Here is a 19,888-nt window from a genome sequence, read left to right as displayed (position 1 = left end):
GCGCCTCAGCCGATCCGGCGGCGCGGGTCGGCGAAGCTGCCGATGAAGCGCAGCTCGTTATACAGCCGGCCCGGCGCGTCTTCGCGAAAGCTGCAGTGATCGTAGTAGTACAACGCGTTGCCTTCGGTCACGCCGAGCGCATGGCAGCGCGCGAGGATCGCCTGCTCGGTCTCGATCGCGTTGACGCCCACTTCCTTGACCAGTCGTTCGACCGGAATCACTTCGTTGCCGGCGGTGCGCCAGGCGGCGAAGAAATCCGAGTCGATGAAGTCGCAACCCAGATCGCGATGCGCGGGGCAACCGGAGCCGCGCGACTCCATGCCGTCGGTGTAGCGGTTGAAGACTTCAAGCGACTGCGTGGATGTTCCCATCCAGACCGAAATCACGCCTCGGGTGGTGTCGTCGATCATGGGCGGGGTCCTGAAGCTTGTGCGGCGTGACCTTAGCATCGCCGCGGGTCGATCGCGATCCGGGCGCGAGCGTCGGGGCGGTAGCTGCGGTGCCTGTTCAAAGCCTAGGCCTGTTCGAACACCAGCCCCTGCCCGGCCACCGCCGCGCGAATCGCCGCGCGCGCCGTTTCCACCGCCGCATCCGGCGCGATCCGTCGCGCGCGCCGATCCAAGGTGCAATCCAAGCCACGCGACAACAAGGTCGCATGCGCGGCCAGCAGCGACGACGCGGTCGCATCGTCGAAGGCGCCGATCCCGTGCGCGGTGTCGATCAACCCGGCGGTGTCGCGCGGCGCCAGCAGCGCCGCGTGCCGCCGCGCGTCGCGCAACACCAGCGCCTGCAACAGAAACTCCAGATCGACCAATCCGCCTTCGCCCTGTTTCAAGTCGAACGCCGCCGCATCGCTGCGATCGAGTTCGGCGCGCATGCGCCGGCGCATCGCGCCGACGTCTTCGTAGACCTTGGCCGGATCGCGCTCGCTCGCCAGGGTCTGCGCGCGCACCGCTTCGAAGCGTTCGCCCAACGCGGCATCGCCGGCGACGAAGCGCGCGCGCACCAGGGCCTGATGCTCCCAGGTCCAGGCGCGCTCGCGCTGGTAGTCGGCGAAGCTCGCCAATGACGACACCAGCAGACCCTTGGCGCCATCGGGTCGCAGCCGCACGTCGATGTCGAACAAGCGACCGCCCGCGGTCACTGCGCCGAGCAGCGCTACGATTTTCTGCGCCAGCCGCGCGAACCAGCGCGGCGCGTCGAGGGGGCGCGCGCCGTCGGAGCTTGCCGCTTCCTCGCCGGCTTCAGTCGCCGGCAAGTCGTACAGAAACACCAGATCCAGATCCGAACCAAAGCCTAGCTCCTCGCCGCCGAGGCTGCCGTAACCGAGCACGGCGAAACGCGCGCCCGGCACTCGGCCATGGGCGGAGGCGACTTCCTGCTCGGCCAGGCGCAACACCCGCGCGGCCACGCCGTCGGCGAGCCAGGCCAGCTGACGCGCGCTGTCCTGGGCCGACTGGCGACCGTCGCGCAGCGCCATCGCGATGCGGAAACTCAGCGACTGGCGCACTTCGTTGAGCGCCTGCAAGGTCAGTTCGGTGTCGTCGCCGCCATCGACCTCGGCGCAGGCCGCGAGCAGTTCCTCGCGTCCCGGCAACGGACCGACCACGCGGGCGTCGAGCAATTCGTCCAGCAACAAGGGATGCGAGGCCAGGCGTTCGGCCAACAGCGCGCTGCGCGAGACCACTTCGATCAGGCGCGACAACGCCGCCGGCTGTTCGTCGAGCAAGGCCAGATAGGCGCTGCGGCGCAATACATTGTGCAGCAGCGCGAGCAACCGCTTGAGCGCGAGCATCGGCTGCGACGACGACGCGGTGCCTTGCAGCAAGGCCGGCAACACCCGGTCCAGGCGCGTGCGCGCCGCATCCGACAGGCCGCGCACGCCGGGACTGCGGGCGAAGTCGCGCAACACCGCGTCGGCATCGGCGGCCGCATCGAACCCGGCGTCGGCCAGGATGGTCGCGTCGCCGGCCTCGGGCAGCGCGTTCCAGTACGCGGTCAGCGCATCGGGCGCGGCGCGGCGGCGGCGCGGCGCGAGCAAGGCATCGAATTCGGCGGTGATGCGTTCGCGGCGGCGTTCCAGATCGCTCAGCAACGCGGCCCAGTCGGGATAGTCCAGGCCGGCGGCGATGCGTTCGCGATCGGCCTGCAGGCTCGGCAAGGCGTGGGTCTGCGCATCGCGCAACATCTGCAGGCGGTTTTCCAGGCGGCGCAGGAAACGGTAGTCCTCGCCGAGCGCCGCGCCGGCCTCGTCGCTGATCTGCCGTTGCGCGATCAGTTCGCGCAGCGCCGGCAACAGACGGCGTCCGCGCAGTTCGGCCTCGCGCCCGCCGCGGATCAGTTGCAAGGCCTGGACCAGGAATTCGATTTCGCGGATGCCGCCGGGCCCGCGCTTGATGTCGTCGGCGAGTTCCTTGCGCGCGACCTCGGCGCTGATCGCGGCCTTCATCGCGCGCAGGCCGTCGAGCGCGCCGAAATCCAGATAGCGCCGGTACACGAACGGACGCAGGCTATCGAGGAAGCGTTCGCCCGCGTCGGCATCGCCGGCGACCGGACGCGCCTTCTGCCAGGCGTAGCGCTCCCAATCGCGGCCTTCGCGCTGGAAGTACTGCTCCATCGCCGCGAACGACCAGGCCACGCGGCCGGCATTGCCGTACGGGCGCAGGCGCAAGTCGACGCGATGGCAGAAGCCTTCGGCGGTGAGTTCGTCGAGCAATCGCGCGAGCTGCTGGCCGAGCTTGGCGAAATAGGTTTCCGCATCGAGCGCGCGCGCGGCATCGCGGCCATCGAATTGGGTACTGCCGTCGTGTTCGTAGGCGTAGACCAGATCGACATCGGAACTGAAATTGAGTTCGCCGCCGCCGAGCTTGCCCAAGCCAAACACGACCAGCCCCACCCGCTGCCCGTCGGGCGTGCGGATCACGCCGTGGCGCTGGGCGAATTCGTCCTCCAATGCTCGCAGTGCGGTCTGCAAGCAAACCTCGGCCAGATGGGTGCTGCCCTCGAGCGTGTCCTCGACGCTGTCCAGGCCGAGCGCGTCGCGCCAGATCAGCCGGGTCGAGCCGGCGCTGCGGTAACGGCGCAGGCGCGTGCCCCAGTCGGCGCGATGCTCGGTATCGAGTTGCGGCGGCGGCAGTGGTATGGCGCCGTCGTCGGCCGCTAGCGCGAGCAACAGGTCGGGCTGGCGCGCCAGCGTGTCGATGGCGAAATCGCTGACTACGGCCACGCGCGCGAGTCGCGCGAGCAACGATGGCTCATCGAGCGCGGCCGACAGCTGCGGCGAAGCGGCGCGCAAACGCGCGATGGCGCGTTCGACCTGAGCGGATTCGAATATGGTGCGATCGGAAGAAGCCATCGAAGCTGCGAATGCGGGCGTGCATGAATGATCGCATGGCGATGACGGTGGCCGATGCGTGCGCGAGCGCGATGGTGTTTCGTCGCGGTGATATCGCGATCGCCCGCTGTAGGAGCGGCGCAAGCCGCGACCGCGCCACCGCGATCACGGCGAAAGCCTCGGCTCGGCCGACGACACGCCACGCGACTTCGGCGAGCGGCCACAACCCACCCCAAAACCCCAGCCAATAAAAAAGCCCGCTTCCGGTAGAACCGGTAGCGGGCTTTGCTCCCTCCCCCACGTCGGGATGCGGGGCGATCGTGAAGGAAGCGTTATCCCCTTTGCACGCTGCACTGCAAAACAGAACTAACCGGTTCATTTGAAACGCCCGGACCCGATCCCGAGCGCTTATGCCGAAAGCTAATAACGACAGGGCTGTTACCGATGACATCGAATTCGCCGCTGTGACGCTGCACCGGCTCGCCAGCTTCGCCCCGACAAAACTGAACAGGCGAAGCCGATCCGGGTTTGCGCCGAACGGCGCAGACGACGCGCCCGCCGCCGGCCCGCGCTTGTGACCGCGATGCCCTGAGCGGCATGCTGGCTGCGTTAACCCGCTAGCCGCCACATAAGCGAGCCCCAACGCAGCGAACCGCCCCCGCGGCCGCCCCCGCGTTCCAAGGAGGAGACGCATGCCCCGCCCGACGCATTACCGCCGAAGGCGGCAAGCCGCAGGTCCACATCAACATGAAAGCGCTGCACCTGGATCGCGAAATCATGGAGACCAACGGCCTCAACCTGGGCGCGGCCGCGACCGTGCAGCCGTATTGCGACACCAGCACCGCCCCGCCGACCCAGGCCAGGTTTCACCACACCACCGACACTCACTTGCCGGTGCGCGATCCGATCGCGCCGAGCGTTGATGTGGCTGCGCAAGCACAACCCGAGTGCGCCGCGCGGGCGAGCGCGGGCCATCGCGATCAATCCCTGATCGGCGACATCCGCGACAAGGTCCAGGCCGAATTCGCGCGTCACCGCAGCCCGTTGTCCGAACCGGACGCCGAGCGCGTCGCCGCGGCCCTGCGGTGCAAGGCAAGACCGCCGGCATCGGCGGCGGCGATCACGTGGTGTTGAGGGTCGACCCGGCGACCAAGGAGATCGGCAAGACCGTGTTCCTGGTCAAGGGCGAACTCGACAGCCGCTCGCACACCCGGGTCAGCGCCTCGCCGCAACAGGCGCCGGCCACCGAAGAGTCCTTGCGTCAGCTCGACGCGATCGGCCCGGCCGGTCCGGCGCAGGCCGCGCCGCAAGCCGCGAAGACGATGCAGCACTAAGCCGGTATCGCAACTCCCTTGAGTTCACTCGGCCCCTGCGGCGACGTGGGGCGGCATGCCTTGCGCCGCATTGGCCTGCCGCGCGGGCTTTCGCCGTTGATCAAGCGAGCGCGCCGACTCCGCCGAAGGAGACGCCGTTCTCAATGCCGAGCCGGCAGCACGACGCAGCGCGATCGCGTTCTTAGTTCCAGCGATCCCGCCGCCGTGCGAACGGAGCGAATCATCAGCAGCACCGTCGAAGCGGCCGCCGCGCGGTTTTCCGCGATCGGGCAGCCGTAGACGACGGGCAACAGGGGCCATGACCGAAACGCAACAACACAGCCGCACGCGACGGCGCGGCGCGTGCGCACGCGCGTGTCGATCGTATGTGTCGATCGTATGTGTCGATCGCACTCGTCATCGCGCGCTGCCATCGCCGGCGCCGTCACCGCATTCCTCTCATTCCATCAGGAGCCCAGCATGGAACGCCTTTCTTCGATTCCCGCCGTCCAATCGCGATCGCGCGCGCGCAATCCGCTCGCGCTCGCGCTGTGCGTGCTCATCGCCGCGCCCATGACCCTGCCCGCGCAGGAAAAACCCGCTTCGCGCGACCTCGAACAGCCGGTGTTCGCGCGCATGCTGCGCTCCAGCGACGACGTCAAACCCTTGCTGAGCCTGACCGAAGCCGGAACCAGGCCGCTGGACACGCGCGAAGCCAGGCTCGATCTGCGCATCGCTTTCACCACGTCCAAAATCTGGGACCCCAACAGCCAGAAGTTCGACACGGTCAAGCTGCGCTCCTATCAAAGCCCGGGCACCAATCCCGAGGTGCCGTTCCTCGCGCCGACCATCGTCACCTCGCCCGGCGAAACCGTGCGCGTCGCGCTCGACAATCAGTTGCCGCCGCAGCCCGACTGCCATCCGGTCGACATCAACGTCCCGCATTGCTTCAACTCGACCAACCTGCATTCGCACGGCCTGTGGGTCAGCCCGACCGGCAACAGCGACAACGTGCTGCTCACCTTGCGTCCCGGAGTGAAGTTCGAGTACGAGTACAACCTGCCCGCCGACCATCCGGCCGGCACCTTCTGGTATCACCCGCATCTGCACGGCTCGACCGCGCTGCAGGTGTCCAGCGGCATGGCCGGCGCGCTGCTGGTGCGCGGCGAGCGCCTGCCGTCCAGCAACCGCACCGGCGACATCGACACCTTGCTGCGCGACCCGACCGGCGCGGCGATGCCCGAACGCCTGCTGATCTTCCAACAGGTCGCCTATGCCTGCCGCGACGGCGACGGCAAGATCAGGACCGATGAGAAGACCGGCTTTTGGATCTGTAACAAGGACGACGTCGGCGAGATCGAAAAATACGACGATCAGTTCGGCTTCGGCGTGTGGCAGAAATCCGGCCGCCACACCAGCATCAACGGCACCGTGCTGCCGACCTTCGACGACCTGGTCGCCGGCCGCATCGAACGTTTTCGCCTGCTGCATGCCGGCGTGCGCGATACCGTCAACCTGCAATTGCGCGAAATGAAGACGGCCTCGGCCAGTATCGAAGGCCTGTCCGGCGCGGCATTGGAAAATTGGGTGACCGCCAACTGCACCGGCGCGCCGTTGAAGCAGTTCGAAGTCGCCAGCGACGGCCTGACCCACGCCAAGACCATCGTCAAGACCGAGAACGTGCTGCAGCCCGGTTATCGCAGCGATGCGCTGGTGGTGTTTCCGAAGGCCGGCAGGTACTGCGTGCTCGACGCCGCCGCGCCGGCCAGCGCCAGCATCACCAACGCCGCCGAGGACCGTCAGCTGCTCGGCGTCGCCGACGTCACCGGCGATGCGAAGGTCGCCGACGTCGAAGCCTATGTGACCGATGCATTGGTCGCCTCGGCGCACAAGCGCATGCCCGAGGGCGTGCGCGAATCCGTTGTCGCCGGCCTGCGCGATCATCTGCGCCTGGATGCGTTCGTCCCGCACAAGACCATTACCAAGGGCGAGGTGAACGGCAAAGGCCAGGCGGTGGTATTCGACATCAAGGACAAGATCGTCGACGGCAAGAAGGTGGGCGACATCTACCTGGTCGACGGCAAGCCCTACGACCCGGGCGCCGCGCGCGACCTGATCCTCGGCCAGACCGAAGAGTGGCATCTGACCTCGCTGGTCGGCGGCCATCCCTTCCACATCCACGTCAATCCGTTCCAGATCGTCAGCATCCTCGACGCGAACGGCAAGGAAGTCAGCGTCACCGGCGACCTCGACAAGGATGGCAAGGTCATCGATCCGCAGTACGCGAATCTGCAAGGCACCTGGAAGGACACCTTGTTCGTCAAGAAGGGTTACAACCTGTACGTGCGCACCCGTTATGAGCGCTATATCGGCGAATACGTCCTGCATTGCCACATCCTCGATCACGAGGACCAAGGGATGATGCAGAACGTGCGCGTGCTGGTGCCCGACGGCAAGGGCGGCGGGATTTCGGCCACGAGCCACCACTGAGGCTGACGATGCGGCCTGCCGTAGCAGCGGTGGGCCGCATTCGATGATGACGTCCGAACCGCGATTGCGCGGTTAGTCGGGCATGGCGGTCGCGGCTCACGCTGCTCCTACAGTCGGAAATGCAGCAACGTCCAGCGACAACGCGATAGCCCCCTGTAGGAGCTGCGTAAGCTGCGACCGCGCAACTTCGCCTACCGCGCCGTCACCGCTTCCCGTTCTTCTCGTACTGCGCCATATCCACGCGCAGAATCCGCCGCAACTCCAGGATCGCCTGCGGCGTCTCCTGCACGCTGTGGCCGGACACGATCACCTTCTCCGACAAGGCGCCATCCAGATGCGCGCTGCGGTACGGCACCGCGCCGTCGCTGGATTGCAGCAGCGCGATCTTGGGATCGCGTTGGCCGACAATCGTGTGGTACGGCATGCCCGCTTCGATCGGCAGGTTCTCGGTGCTGCGCATGAACAAGGAATTCGGACTCAGGTCGTCCGGGCCGGTCGGCGGACGGCCCTTGCGGAAACCGATCTTCTGCAACTCGTCCTGATCGACCTTGGTGCGCTGCGCCAGTTCGGCGGTCTCGCGCAGGACATCGAACGGCAGACGAATCAGCTTGCGCACCATCCGCAGCGGCCAACCGTCGGTGACCACCGCGCCGCGATGCGGCGAGGCCAGGAACACCACCCGGCCGAATTGCGGCAGCGGCTGGAACACGGTCAGCGCGCGCACCAGCGGTTCGTTACGCAGACGCTGCGCGACGGCCGGATCGAAGGCCTTGAGCGTTTCGTCGAGCACCCGTTCGCCGCTGTCGCTGACCAACAGCCGCGAAATCACCCCGCCCATGCTGTGACCCACCAACACCGCATCGCGACTGGCGACATCGTCGCCCTCGGGATCGTAATGTTTGAAGGTCTTGTCCAGCGCCGAAGCGATCGCCGCGCGATTGGACAGGATGCCGATGTTGGTCGGATAGAACACCTGCCACAGCTGATAGTGCTTGCGCAGCGCTTCGTCGCCGAGGATCTCGTTGGCCAGATTGACCCACGCCTCCGGGCTGCTGGCCAGGCCATGCACCAGCACGATCACCCGCTTGTTCGGATCGTAAGGCTGATTGAGGTAGATGCGCGGCTTGAACGCGCGCGCCTGCTTGGGCCGCAACAGACTCGACAGGCTCAACCGCGCCAGTTCCGAACGCGCCAGCCACACGCCATAGGCGGCCGAATAATTCGCCGCGAGCGGAACCTTGCGTCCGCCGATGGTCTCGCTGTCGATGCGATACGGGTTGTAGACGTCCATGCTGGCCTGATCGCTCGCCAGCACCGCGTCCAGGCTGTCGCCGTCGAAGCGCAGGGTCGCGGTCACCGGCAGATAGCGGGTGTCGCGATACGGCGTGTCGTCCGCGCTGGCTTCGTCGGCCGGCGTGACCGGCGCCGGCGACGGCGCGCGCCGCGGAAACACCGCGACCAGGCCGGTACCGAAACCGTCGCGGCGATACACCGCGCGCAGGTTGTCGAAGCCGAGCGTGTCGGAGGCGAGCAGCGCTTCGGGTTGCTGGCTGATCTCCGAGGCTTCGTAACCGTGCAGGCCGATGCCGAGATTCAAACCGCCGACCTGCAGCGGCGAGGCACCGATCTGGCCGCGGCTGGCTTCGAACGCGGCCTGGGCAACGACATCGACGGCGCGGTTGTAGTACTGCAGCACGCGTTGCTGGCGCGCTTCGAACACGCGCTGCTCGGGCGTGCGCGCGGTCAGGAACAGATAGGCGTAGGCATAGCGCGCGGTCTCGACCGCGGCGCGGGTGCGCTCGTCGGTGGCGACCTGCCCAGCGATCGCCGCGTTGGCGTCGACCGTCGCCGCGTCGCCCGCTTCGATCGCCTCGGCCTTGCGCCGCGACAGGCCCGCGCTCTCGGCGGCCTTGCTGACCGTCGCCGGCGCGGCGTTCATGCGCAACAGTTGCAGTTCCGACGCCGTCGCCAGCCACGACTCGCTCGACGCGAGCGGCCGCAGCTGTTCGATGCACGGTGCGGGGTCGCGCGCGCACAGCTCCGGATCGAGCCCGGCCGAACCCAGCGCGGTCGCCGACGCGGTGCTCAGCTTGCCGCCGTTGAGCGCGTCGAGATTGCGCTCGGCGGCGATATCGCCGAACGCGCGCTCCTTGACCTTGACCACCGCGCAGCCGCTGCCCAGCAGCATGAGGAGGCTCGTCAGGACGAGGGCGATCGAGCGCAGGGGCATGCTGGATCCGGGGGGAAGCGTGAAGGGCATTGTCGAGGGCGCTGTGAGCGGAGTAAATCGATTTCAGGGCGTGGATCGATCAAGACCGCGAGATTAGCGTCCACGGATTAGGGATTCATAAGACCGCCCGCGCCGGGCAGTTGGGGCCGGATCGATACGATGCCGGGGCGACGGCCAGCGCCCGGGCTCGGCGGCGAGGACCCGGCGGGGCTTCAGCCTCGACGCTTTCCGCCAGGGTTTCGATGCGGCTTTCGGCGGCGAGAGCATCGGGCCGACACCCCAACCGCGCAGACTTCCGATTGGTCGCGTTCGCGCATTCGCGGCGCGGCCGGCGCCGCAAAAAAGAACCCCGCCTTTCGGCGGGGTTCCTCGTGTTGCTTCACGGCGATCGGTGGATCAGAAGTCCATGCCGCCCATGCCGCCCATGCCGCCGCCGCCCGGCATCGCCGGCTCGTCCTTCTTCGGCAGCTCGGCGACCATCGCTTCGGTCGTGATCATCAGACCGGCGATCGACGCGGCGTTCTGCAGCGCGGTGCGGGTGACCTTGGTCGGGTCCAGGATGCCGAACTCGAGCATGTCGCCGTATTCGCCGTTGGCGGCGTTGTAGCCGAACGCGCCGGTGCCTTCCTGGACCTTGTTCAGGATGACCGACGGCTCTTCGCCGGCGTTGGTGACGATCTCGCGCAGCGGCGCTTCCATCGCGCGCAGGGCGATCTGGATGCCGTGGTTCTGGTCTTCGTTGGCGCCCTTCAGACCGCTGATCGCGGCCTTGGCGCGCAGCAGCGCGACGCCGCCGCCCGGGACGATGCCTTCTTCCACGGCAGCGCGGGTGGCGTGCAGCGCGTCTTCAACGCGAGCCTTCTTTTCCTTCATTTCGATTTCGGTCGACGCGCCGACCTTGATCACCGCGACGCCGCCGGCCAGCTTGGCCACGCGCTCCTGCAGCTTCTCGCGATCGTAGTCCGACGAGGTCTCTTCGATCTGCGCCTTGATCTGCTTGATGCGCGACTGGATCGTCTCGCCGTCGCCGGCGCCGTCGATGATGGTGGTGTTCTCCTTGGAGACCTGCACCTTCTTCGCGCGGCCCAGGTCCTTGATCGTGGCCTTCTCGAGCTGCAGGCCGACTTCCTCGGAGATCACGGTGCCGCCGGTCAGCACGGCCATGTCTTCGAGCATCGCCTTGCGACGGTCGCCGAAGCCCGGCGCCTTCACGGCGCAGACCTTGACGATGCCGCGGATGGTGTTGACCACCAGGGTCGCCAGCGCTTCGCCTTCGACTTCCTCGGCGACGATCAGCAGCGGCTTGCCGGACTTGGCCACGCCTTCCAGCACGGGCAGCAGGTCGCGCACGTTGGAGATCTTCTTGTCGTACAGCAGCACGTACGGGTCGTCCAGCTCGGCCGACATCGACTGCTGGTTGTTGATGAAGTACGGCGACAGGTAGCCGCGATCGAACTGCATGCCCTCGACCACGTCGAGCTCGTTCTCCAGGCCCGAACCGTCTTCAACGGTGATCACGCCTTCCTTGCCGACCTTGTCCATCGCCTGAGCGATGAGGTCGCCGATGTCGGCGTCGGAGTTGGCCGAGATCGCGCCGACCTGGGCGATTTCCTTGCTGGTCGAGGACGGCTTGGACAGCTTCTTGAGCTCGCCGACGGCTTCAACCACGGCCTTGTCGATGCCGCGCTTGAGGTCCATCGGGTTCATGCCGGCGGCGACCGCCTTCATGCCCTCGCGGATCAGCGCCTGCGCCAGCACGGTCGCGGTGGTGGTGCCGTCACCGGCGTTGTCGGAGGTCTTGGAAGCGACTTCCTTGACCATCTGCGCGCCCATGTTCTCGAACTTGTCGGCCAGCTCGATTTCCTTGGCGACGGACACGCCGTCCTTGGTGATCGTCGGCGCGCCGAAGCTCTTCTCGAGCACGACGTTGCGGCCCTTCGGACCGAGGGTGGCCTTTACGGCATTGGCGAGAATGTTGACGCCGCGCACCATCTTGGCGCGTGCGTCCTCACCGAAACGAATTTCTTTGGCAGCCATTTGAAACTCCGGGATTTGAGATTGGGGATTTGGGATTGGCAAGAGCTGAAGCGGGTCGTCGGGTGGGGCGGGATCGCAGCGCAAGCGCTTTGCGAATCCCGAATGCCCAATCCCGAATCGCGGCTCTTAACCGACGATCGCCAGCACGTCGTCTTCTTTCAAAATCTTGTACTCGACGCCGTCCTGCTTGTAGGAGCTGCCCGAGTACTGGCCGTAGATGACCTTGTCACCGACCTTGAGCTTCGGCGCGCGCAGGCTGCCGTTGTCCAGGGCCTTGCCTTCGCCGACGGCGACGACTTCACCCTTGGTCGACTTTTCCTTGGCGGCGTCGGGGATGATGATGCCGCCGGCGGAGATTTCGTCGGCTTCGATCGGCTTGACCACAACGCGGTCGTAAAGCGGCTTGAGATTCATGGCGACCCTCTGTAAGTGATTGAATGGGTGGAGAAAGAACGGGAATTTTAGCAGTCGCCCCCGTCGAGTGCCAACGCCGGGGACAAAAGCGCCCGGGCGAACCGGGACTGCACGGAACATGAGGCGTCCTGGCGGCCTTTCAAGGGCCCGGGCGAAGAAATTCTCGATGCCGCCCGGATGCCGGCGGGCGCGGACTCCCGGCGCGGATGCCGGACGCGCGGGGCAAAGCTCACTAATAAGAAGGACAGCGGTGCCTGGACCGATGGGGATCTGCGCATGGCCGAACCGTCAGGCCACGCCCGCCCCGTCCGGCCGCTCAGCCCCGCGAGGGCTTGAGGTACTGGGTCGGCGCGGCGCCAAGGTGGCGCCGGAACATGGCGGTGAACGCGCTGACGCTGTCGTAACCCATCTCCAGCGCGACCGTGGTCACCGCCTCGCCGGCCGCCAGCCGTTCCAGCGCGCGCATCAGCCGCGCGCGTTGCCGCCATTGCAGCAGGCTGTAGCCGGTTTCGGCGCTGAAGTGGCGGCTCAGGCTGCGCTCGGACAAATGCGCGTAAGCCGCCCATTCGGCCAGACCGCGTGGATCGGCCGGGTCGTCGATCAGGGCCTGGGCCACGCGCAGCGCGCGCGGATCGCTCGGCATCGGCAGGCCGATGCGTTCGCCGGCCCGGCTGTGGGCATGGCAATCGACGATCTCGTCCAGCAGCACCCGCGCCAGCCGCTCCCGGGCCTCGTCCAACGGCAACGAAGCCGGCCAGGTCGCGGCTCGGGCGATCGCTGCACGCAGCAGCGCCGACACCCGGATCGCACACGGCCGCGTCGGCAACGCCACGCAATCGGCCTGGGCGACATACACGCTCCAGCCGGAAAACGCCTCGCCGTGCGAGCGCAGCGAATGCGGCGCGTGCGGCGGCAGCCACACCGCATCGGTCGCCGGCACCAGCCAGCGGCCCTGCCCGGTGCCGACGGACAGCAGGCCGCGATGGGCGCCCAGCAATTGCCCGCGCGCGTGCTGGTGCGGCGCGGTGTCGCGCACGCCATGGGCGACCAGGCTCACCGCGATCACGAACGGCCCCGCATCCGAATCGGCGCGGGCCGGGGCAAGCAAAGGATCGGACATGGCCGGAACGCGCTATGGGATGGCCGGGGCAACGTAGCAGAGCCGGCCCGGCCCACCCAGCATGGACCCACCTTTTCGACCGTCACGATGGAGTTTCCGATGCGCGCTCACGACATCCTGCCCGACCACCTCGATGAAGCCCGGATCGACGGCGTGGCCGTACGCAAAGGCTCGGTCGCCGCGTTCCTGGCCAATGCCCGCGCCTTGAGCGACCCGCAAACCGCCGACGCCGCGCGCGCCGAGGCCGAACAGCACATCCGCGAAGCCCTGCCCGCCTTGCGCGCGGTGGGTTTGTTCGAAGTGCTGGAGATTCGCGACGCCAGGCTGCGCACGTGGGTCGAATCGCAGGATTGACGCACGCGGCGCCATGGCGCGCGTGCGGCCTCTGCATGGCCGGACACGCCGCGTCGGGCGGCGTGCCATGCGGCGTACCAGGGCGTACTAGACTGGGATTCCCAGCCTTCGCCAGGATTTCGCATGTCGTCCGTGACTTCTCCCGCCGAGATCGCCGCAACGCTCACCGAACTGTGGTCGCCGCGGGTGATCGCCGAAGTCGACGACGCCTATATCAAGGTCGCGCGCGTGCACGGCACCCTGGCCTGGCACAGCCATGCCGACGAGGACGAATTGTTCATGGTGCTCAAAGGCAGGCTGGCGATCGAGATGGAAGACCGCACCGTCGAACTGGGCGCGGGCGAGTTGTTCGTGGTGCCCAAGGGCGTACGCCACAACCCGGTCGCCAGCGAGGAATGCCACATCCTGCTGATCGAACGCAAAACCACCCGGCACACCGGGGACGTGGTCACCGACAAGACCCGCTCGCTCGACGAGCAGTTGCGGCCGCTGGCCTGAGCGCGCGGCCGGTCGGCCATCGTGCGGATCGGAATCGACGGCCCGCGCGGCGCACAAAAAGAAAGAGCGCGTCCCGTGGAACGCGCTCTTTGGTACGGAGATGGCCGTCCTACGCATGGCGCAATCCAGCGCCCGTCCCCCGAACCGACCTCGTGTCCAGCCGAAGTCCATATCAGCGTGTGAGCATCTTGCGAAGTCCTTGCGACGGTTGCCACACGTCGGCCGGCTGGGCGCCGCCACTACCGGTATCAACAGGACTTGTCCGAGCACTTAACTTGCTGTATTTGTTGGAAGCGACAGCGCACACGGCTAGCTAAAGCGCACTAGGTACGGCGTCTATCGATCACTAGGTGAGCATAGGTAGCACTTGCTGATTTTTCCCCTATAAAAGTGCCAAATCCATCTCATGACGCCCCAACAGCGCATTCGACTCGCACGCCGCCACGCCGGCCTGTCCCAGGCCGCCCTCGGCGCGGCGGTGGGCGTACAACGCAGCGCGGTCGGGCATTGGGAAGCGGCCCAGGGCAAGTTCCCGAGCATGGCCCACCTGCGCGAACTGGCCCTGGTCACCGGCGTGCAGTTCGAATGGCTCGCGACCGGTCGCGGCAAGATGGGCCTGTCGCTGGACACGGCGATGGACTCGGTCGCCGCCGCCGACGCGCTGCTGATCGATGACCCGCTGGAGCTGCGCCTGATCGCGGCGTTCCGCGAGGCGCCGACCCGCTCCAAGGCGCCGCTGGTGGAAGTCGCCGAGCAACTGGCGGAGCTGCGTACCGGCAAGACCCGCGGCGGCAAGGGCCAGGGCGCGGGCTGAGCGCCGGAGCCAGCCACCGCCTCGAGATGAGCTGAGCGAACCACATCGGGCTGAAGCCGCCCACCAAACCCGCACTCGCAAAAGCGCTGTTTCACAAGCCGATCGCGCCCGCGACCGTCGGCCCGCCGCCGCTTCTCGCGGCATCCAACGCAGCCGATCTACGGCGATAACCCACATAACCGCGACCAACGTCTCTATTTGGCTGCTCCATTCGCCGGCGCATGCCCGGCTCGGTCACAAACCGCGTCTAGACTCGACCGGTGCGCCCGGGGAGGGCGCCTGAGCTGCGCCGGCCTAGCGCTTTCATGCGGCCGGACGCCACGCCACTCACAAGGAGTCGTTTCGATGCGCAAGTCAGTCACTGACTGTTCCGCCATGCTGTTCGCAAGCACGCCCCGCGTGCGCCGCGCCGCCGTTCTCTCGCTCGCCATCGCCGCGCTGTTGCCGTCGATGGCCTCGGCCGCGGTGTTCATCAACGAATTCCATTACGACGACGCCACCTCGGCCGGCGACACCGGCGAGCGGATCGAAGTCGTCGCCACCGCCGGCGAAACCCTCAGCAACTACCGCATCTATCTGTACAACGGCAGCTCGCCGTCGTCGGCGGTGACCTACGACAACGACCCGGTCCCGGCCGGCAGCGTGGTGACCTGCGGCAGCGGCAGCGCGCGCATCGCCACGTTGAGCTACCCCACCAACGGCATCCAGAACGGGGCCAACGACGGCTTCGCCCTGGTCGACGGCAGCGGCAACGTGGTCCAGTTCCTGAGCTACGAAGGCCAGATCACCGCCAGCGGCGGCCCGGCCGCGGGCAAGACCAGCATCAACCTGCCGGTGTCCGAATCGGGTTCGACCGCGGCCGGCACCTCGCTGCAGCTGTCGGGCAACGGCAGCGCGTATTCGCAGTTCACCTGGCAGAACTCGGCGACCCAGACCTTCGGCGCCTGCAACAACGGCCAGACCTTCACCGGCTCCTCGCCGAACACCCCGCCGAGCGTGAGTTCGACCACCCCGGCCAACGGTTCGAGCACGTTCCCGGCCGCCGGCGACTTGGTCGCGAACTTCAGCGAAGCGGTGACCCTGGCCAGCGGCGCGCTGACCCTGCAATGCGCCACCTCGGGCGCGGTCGCGCTGAGCTACCCGGCCAGCGGCACCGCGATCACCGCCTCGACCGGCACCGCGCTGCACGCCGGCGAAAGCTGCACCTTCACCGTCGTCGCCAGCAAGGTCACCGACGCCGGCGGCGCGACCCCGGCCGCGAACACCGTGGTCAACTTCAACGTCGCCAGCGGCGGCGGCGGCACGCCGACGGGTTACTACTCGCACGTCAACACCAGCAGCGCCAGCCAGCTGCGTTGCTCGCTGCATGCCACGATCAAGGGCCACACCGCGTATCCGTACAGCGGCGGCACCACCAACACCTGGACGATCCTGGAAATCGCCGACGAGGATCCGAACAACGCCGGCCGCATCCTCGACGCGTACAAGAACCGCAGCTACCTCAAGGTCACCGACCGCGCCGGCAGCGGCAGCGGCGTGAAGTACAACCGCGAGCACACCTGGCCGAATTCGCTGGGCTTCAGCAGCGCGACCGGCAACCTCGGCCTGCCGCACGCGCCGTACACCGACACCCACATGCTGTATCTCACCGACGCGGGCTACAACTCCGATCGCGGCAACAAGCCGTTCGCCGACTGTTCGCTGTCGAGCGGCTGCGGCGAGCGCGTCACCGAGGTCAACAACGGCCAGGGCGGCGGCAGCGGCGTGTACCCGGGCAATTCGAACTGGTTCAAGACGCCCGACGGCAACGCCGGTTCGTTCCAGGTCTGGGGCAAGCGCCGTGGCGACATGGCGCGCGCGGTGCTGTACATGGCGATCCGCTACGAGGGCGGCACCGATCCGAACACCGGACAGAGCGAACCGGATCTGGAACTGACCGACGACCGCAGCAAGATCGTGATCACTTCGTCCTCGCCGGCCTACATGGGTCTGCTGACCACGCTGCTGTCGTGGCATCAGGCCGACCCGCCGGATGCGGCCGAGAAGGCGCGCAACGAAGTGATCTACAGCTTCCAGGGCAACCGCAACCCGTTCATCGATCATCCGGAATGGGCGACGGCGTCGCTGTTCAATTCGGCCAAGCCGGCTAGTTGCCAGTTGATTCCGTAAGCGCTGGTTGATTGGGTTTTAGTGTTTCGAGACGAAGGCCCGCGGATGCGGGCCTTCGTTTTTTCGGGGTGTGGCGATGGCGGTTTGAGATAGGACGTGTGGTTTGGTGTGGTGGCGGTGTTGTGCGTGCGATTTGATGTGGTGCTGTGCGGGTCTGCGCCATGCCCAAGATTCGATGTGGCGCGGTGCTGTGGTTGCGGTGTGGCCGCGATGCGATGCAGCGTAGTTTGGTGGCATGGCCTGCATTCGGCTGAAATGCACATTCGGGCGACCTGGACGAAAGCCGCTGGATTCCCGCGTTCGCGGGAATGAAGAGCAAAAGCACGACGCGCAGCCTTCCTATCAGGCGAGTCGACACTGATTCTTCCTTTCGTCGCGAACCATCCTGCCTTCACGAACCCTCCTAACGTCATTCCCGCGAAGGCGGGGATCCAGGGCTTCATCCAGGCATGACTCTGAAGTCTCTGGATCCCCGCCTTCGCGGGGATGACGGTAGTAAGGTTTCGTGGCGACTCAATCAGAACGCCGAGCGCCCTGCTTCTGCTCGTCATTCCCGCGAACGCGGGAATCCAGCGACTTTGAGCGAAAAACTTTACGTCCCCACGCCCCTGCGCCGCTAATCAAACATCACCAACGGCTTGCCCACCTGCCGCTGCTGCGCGATCGACGCAATCGCCTGCGCGCCCTGCTCGAACGAAAACCGCGCGCCCACGATCGGCACGATCCGCCGCGTTTCCACTTCGGCCAGGAACGCCTGCAGATCGCGCAGGCTGCCGACGCTGACGCCGTGAATGTTGAGCTGGCGCGCCATGATCGGGCCGATCAAGTTGCCGTCGACCTGCATGCTGTGCAGGAAGCCGATCACCGCGATATGCGCGTTGTCAGCCGCCGCACCAAGCAGGTCGAGGAACTGCGGGCCACCAACCACGTCGACGATGCCGTCCACGCCGCGACCATCGGTCAGTTCGCGCACCGCGGCCGACAGATCGGGCCGCTGTTTGTAATCGATGACGGCGCGCGCACCCAGGCCGCGCAGCCATTCGGCCTTGCCGGCGTCGCCGGTGGTCGCGATCACGTCCAGGCCGCGCGCGACCGCCAGTTGCAGCGCCATCAAGGACACGCTGCCGGTGCCCTGCACCAGCACGCTCGCGCCGGCCGGCAGGGCCATGCGTTGCAACGCCGCCCACGCGGTCAGGCCCGACACCGGCAAGGTCGAGGCGGCGGCATCGTCGAGAAATTCAGGCGCGCGCGCGATCGCGCTGGCCGGCAACACGATCTGCCGCGCCAGCCAGCCGTCGAGCGGGCCGCCAAGCTTGCTCGCATGGTTGGCCGACCGGAACGGACCGTCGATCCACTGGGTCGTGTAGTGACCGATCACACGCTCGCCGAGCGCGTAGCTATCGACGCCTTCGCCGAGCGCGTCGATGCGGCCGACGCCGTCGGACAGCGGCACGAACGGCCGCGGCAACTCGGGCTGGTAGCGGCCGGTGGCGAGGGCGTAGTCGCGGTAGTTGACCGAGGCCGCGGCAACGCGGATGCGGACTTCGCCGGGACCGGGGCGGGGTTCGGGCAGTTCGACGCGGCGCAGGCTGTCCAGGTCGTGGCCTTGCAGTTGGAAGGCGTCCATCGGGGTTCCTCGGGTCCGTCGCGCGGACCGGCTGGTTCGGGGAGCCCAGACTATTGTTGCGCCATGCATTGATATAGGATCGACTCGGCAACTCATCATTGAGGATGGCTCAATAATGATCGGTGGACTGTATTCCGAACTCGAAGCCTTCGAGGCCATCCTGCAGCACGGCAGTTTCACCGCCGCGGCGCGGCAGCTGCAGGTCACGCCGGGGGCGATCACGCGCCGGCTGAACACGCTGGAGGCGCGGCTCGGGGCCAAGCTGCTGAATCGCTCGACCCGGCGCCTGAGCCTGACCGAACCCGGCCGCCACTACTACGCCGAGGTCGCGCCGGCATTGGCGCAGATCCTGGCGGCGGGCGAGCGGGTCCACGACTTGTCGCTGCAGCCGCGCGGCGAACTGCGGGTGTCGCTGCCGATGAATTTCGGCCGCCTGTACGTGATGCCGCGGGTGTCGGCGTTTCTCGAACGCCACCCCGGCATCGACCTGGACCTGCAATTCGACGATCGCTTCGTCGATCTGATCGGCGACGGCTTCGACGCGGCGATCCGGATTGGCGCGCTGACCGATTCGCGGCTGGTGGCGCGACGCATCGCCCAGACCCGGCGCATCCTGGTCGCTTCGCCCGACTACCTCGCCCGGCGCGGCGCGCCGTCCACGCCGGCCGAACTGATCGAGCACGACTGCCTGCACTACACCTTGTTCCGCGACACCCCGACCTGGGAATTCCAGCGCGAGCGCGAGCCACTGCGGGTGCCGGTGCGCGGCCGCTTGAAGGCGAATTACGGCGTGCCGCTGGTCGAAGCGGCGGTGGCCGGCGGCGGCATCGTGCAGAGCGCGACCTTCGCGGTGGCGCAGGAACTGGCCTCGGGGCAGTTGGTGGAAGTGCTGCCGGACTGGAGCTTGGTGCCGATCGGGATCTACGCGGTGTACCCGGGACGCGAGTACCGGCCGCGCAAGGTCGAGGCCTTCATCGATTTCGTCGAGGAGACGATCGGGCAGCCGGCGGTATGGGATCGGCTGATCGGGGGCGGGGTGGGATGAAGGGTTCGCAGTGAATTGAACGCAAAAGCGAATCCTCCGCGCTGTGGGATGCACATGCTTCGGGGTTGCGCCGGGCGCTCGCCCCCTGTTCAAAGTGGGCATGGGGTTCGATCGGTTTAACCGGGTCGGGTTGGTGACGCTGGAAGTCCAACCAGCGCTTTAGAGCGCGGGACATTTCCTACGCAGGTCCTACGCTTGCCGTTTGCGTTGACGTCGTTTTCGCAGACACAGCTCGCACTCTCGTGCCGAAAAGCTCACGCTGCCCGACCCCGAGCCATCGTGCCCCCGACTTGCGCATAACCATCCCGAAGAGTTCCTACCTTTGAAAAGGGGGACCAGGGGGATTTGCTCTTACCCACACCCCGACGCCCTCGCCAGCGCCGTCGCCTAAAATGCCGCCGCCCACCCTCATTCCGCTTTCGCATCGCTTGCTGAAAGCTTCC

Annotated in this window: 16 protein-coding genes; 9 read left to right on the top strand and 7 right to left on the bottom strand. The window is 67.0% G+C overall.

Translation table 11 applies throughout. From position 1 onward, the window contains the following. Positions 1 to 5 precede the first annotated feature (5 nt). Both AC3A4T_RS05095 and glnE read right to left on the bottom strand, forming a co-directional pair. Positions 6 to 410 (bottom strand): hypothetical protein, encoded by a 405-nt coding sequence (locus AC3A4T_RS05095; protein ID WP_487674392.1) that lies wholly within the window; start codon positions 408 to 410, stop codon positions 6 to 8. 104 nt (positions 411 to 514) lie between these two features. Then, on the bottom strand, positions 515 to 3,355 hold the full coding sequence (glnE, locus tag AC3A4T_RS05090) for a bifunctional [glutamate--ammonia ligase]-adenylyl-L-tyrosine phosphorylase/[glutamate--ammonia-ligase] adenylyltransferase (RefSeq protein ID WP_487674391.1): 2,841 nt from the start codon (positions 3,353 to 3,355) through the stop codon (positions 515 to 517). Positions 3,356 to 3,378: 23 nt separating this feature from the next. On the opposite strand from glnE, the gene AC3A4T_RS05085 reads away from it, so the two are divergent. The 4 genes from AC3A4T_RS05085 to AC3A4T_RS05070 all read left to right on the top strand — a co-directional run bounded on the left by AC3A4T_RS05085 (position 3,379) and on the right by AC3A4T_RS05070 (position 7,137). Next, a complete protein-coding gene (locus AC3A4T_RS05085; protein ID WP_487674390.1) occupies positions 3,379 to 3,585 on the top strand; it encodes a hypothetical protein in 207 nt (68 codons plus the stop codon). 496 nt (positions 3,586 to 4,081) lie between these two features. Continuing rightward, positions 4,082 to 4,468: a hypothetical protein gene (locus AC3A4T_RS05080; RefSeq protein WP_487674389.1), complete on the top strand. Its 387-nt coding sequence runs from the start codon at positions 4,082 to 4,084 to the stop codon at positions 4,466 to 4,468. Further along, positions 4,420 to 4,668 (top strand): hypothetical protein, encoded by a 249-nt coding sequence (locus AC3A4T_RS05075; protein WP_487674388.1) that lies wholly within the window; start codon positions 4,420 to 4,422, stop codon positions 4,666 to 4,668. The genes AC3A4T_RS05080 and AC3A4T_RS05075 overlap by 49 nt, the downstream gene beginning before the upstream one ends. Positions 4,669 to 5,127: 459 nt before the next feature. Continuing rightward, positions 5,128 to 7,137, top strand: a complete 2,010-nt coding sequence (locus AC3A4T_RS05070) for a multicopper oxidase family protein (RefSeq protein ID WP_487674387.1) — start codon at positions 5,128 to 5,130, stop codon at positions 7,135 to 7,137. Positions 7,138 to 7,339: 202 nt separating this feature from the next. On the opposite strand, the gene AC3A4T_RS05065 is transcribed toward AC3A4T_RS05070, so the two are convergent. The 4 genes from AC3A4T_RS05065 to AC3A4T_RS05050 all read right to left on the bottom strand — a co-directional run bounded on the left by AC3A4T_RS05065 (position 7,340) and on the right by AC3A4T_RS05050 (position 12,938). Continuing rightward, on the bottom strand, positions 7,340 to 9,325 hold the full coding sequence (locus tag AC3A4T_RS05065; protein WP_487674386.1) for an esterase/lipase family protein: 1,986 nt from the start codon (positions 9,323 to 9,325) through the stop codon (positions 7,340 to 7,342). Between the two features lie 438 nt (positions 9,326 to 9,763). Further along, positions 9,764 to 11,404: a chaperonin GroEL gene (groL, locus tag AC3A4T_RS05060; RefSeq protein ID WP_487674385.1), complete on the bottom strand. Its 1,641-nt coding sequence runs from the start codon at positions 11,402 to 11,404 to the stop codon at positions 9,764 to 9,766. A gap of 126 nt (positions 11,405 to 11,530) precedes the next feature. Then, the gene (locus tag AC3A4T_RS05055) at positions 11,531 to 11,818 is read right to left on the bottom strand and encodes a co-chaperone GroES (RefSeq protein WP_056116248.1); all 288 of its coding nucleotides are present in this window, start codon (positions 11,816 to 11,818) and stop codon (positions 11,531 to 11,533) included. Between the two features lie 316 nt (positions 11,819 to 12,134). Beyond that, positions 12,135 to 12,938 (bottom strand): AraC family transcriptional regulator, encoded by an 804-nt coding sequence (locus AC3A4T_RS05050; RefSeq protein WP_487674384.1) that lies wholly within the window; start codon positions 12,936 to 12,938, stop codon positions 12,135 to 12,137. A gap of 99 nt (positions 12,939 to 13,037) precedes the next feature. Here AC3A4T_RS05050 and AC3A4T_RS05045 point away from each other — a divergent pair, with 99 nt between their 5' ends. The 4 genes from AC3A4T_RS05045 (at position 13,038) to AC3A4T_RS05030 (ending at position 16,773) form a co-directional block, all read left to right on the top strand. Beyond that, entirely contained in the window at positions 13,038 to 13,292 is a 255-nt protein-coding gene (locus AC3A4T_RS05045; RefSeq protein WP_487674383.1) for a hypothetical protein, read from the top strand. A 123-nt stretch (positions 13,293 to 13,415) separates the two neighbouring features. Continuing rightward, positions 13,416 to 13,790, top strand: a complete 375-nt coding sequence (locus AC3A4T_RS05040; RefSeq protein WP_487674382.1) for a cupin domain-containing protein — start codon at positions 13,416 to 13,418, stop codon at positions 13,788 to 13,790. Positions 13,791 to 14,196: 406 nt separating this feature from the next. Further along, positions 14,197 to 14,604 (top strand): helix-turn-helix domain-containing protein, encoded by a 408-nt coding sequence (locus tag AC3A4T_RS05035; protein ID WP_487674381.1) that lies wholly within the window; start codon positions 14,197 to 14,199, stop codon positions 14,602 to 14,604. A 375-nt stretch (positions 14,605 to 14,979) separates the two neighbouring features. Beyond that, positions 14,980 to 16,773, top strand: a complete 1,794-nt coding sequence (locus tag AC3A4T_RS05030; RefSeq protein ID WP_487674380.1) for an endonuclease — start codon at positions 14,980 to 14,982, stop codon at positions 16,771 to 16,773. A gap of 616 nt (positions 16,774 to 17,389) precedes the next feature. On the opposite strand, the gene AC3A4T_RS05025 is transcribed toward AC3A4T_RS05030, so the two are convergent. Beyond that, complete coding sequence (locus tag AC3A4T_RS05025; RefSeq protein WP_487674379.1) at positions 17,390 to 18,400, bottom strand: zinc-dependent alcohol dehydrogenase family protein; 1,011 nt, start codon at positions 18,398 to 18,400, stop codon at positions 17,390 to 17,392. Positions 18,401 to 18,515: 115 nt separating this feature from the next. On the opposite strand from AC3A4T_RS05025, the gene AC3A4T_RS05020 reads away from it, so the two are divergent. Then, positions 18,516 to 19,445, top strand: a complete 930-nt coding sequence (locus AC3A4T_RS05020; protein ID WP_487674378.1) for a LysR family transcriptional regulator — start codon at positions 18,516 to 18,518, stop codon at positions 19,443 to 19,445. Positions 19,446 to 19,888 lie beyond the last annotated feature (443 nt).

The sequence above is a fragment of the Lysobacter sp. Soil_N_51 genome, from assembly GCF_057655755.1.
This window is presented reverse-complemented; position numbering and strand designations above follow the sequence as displayed.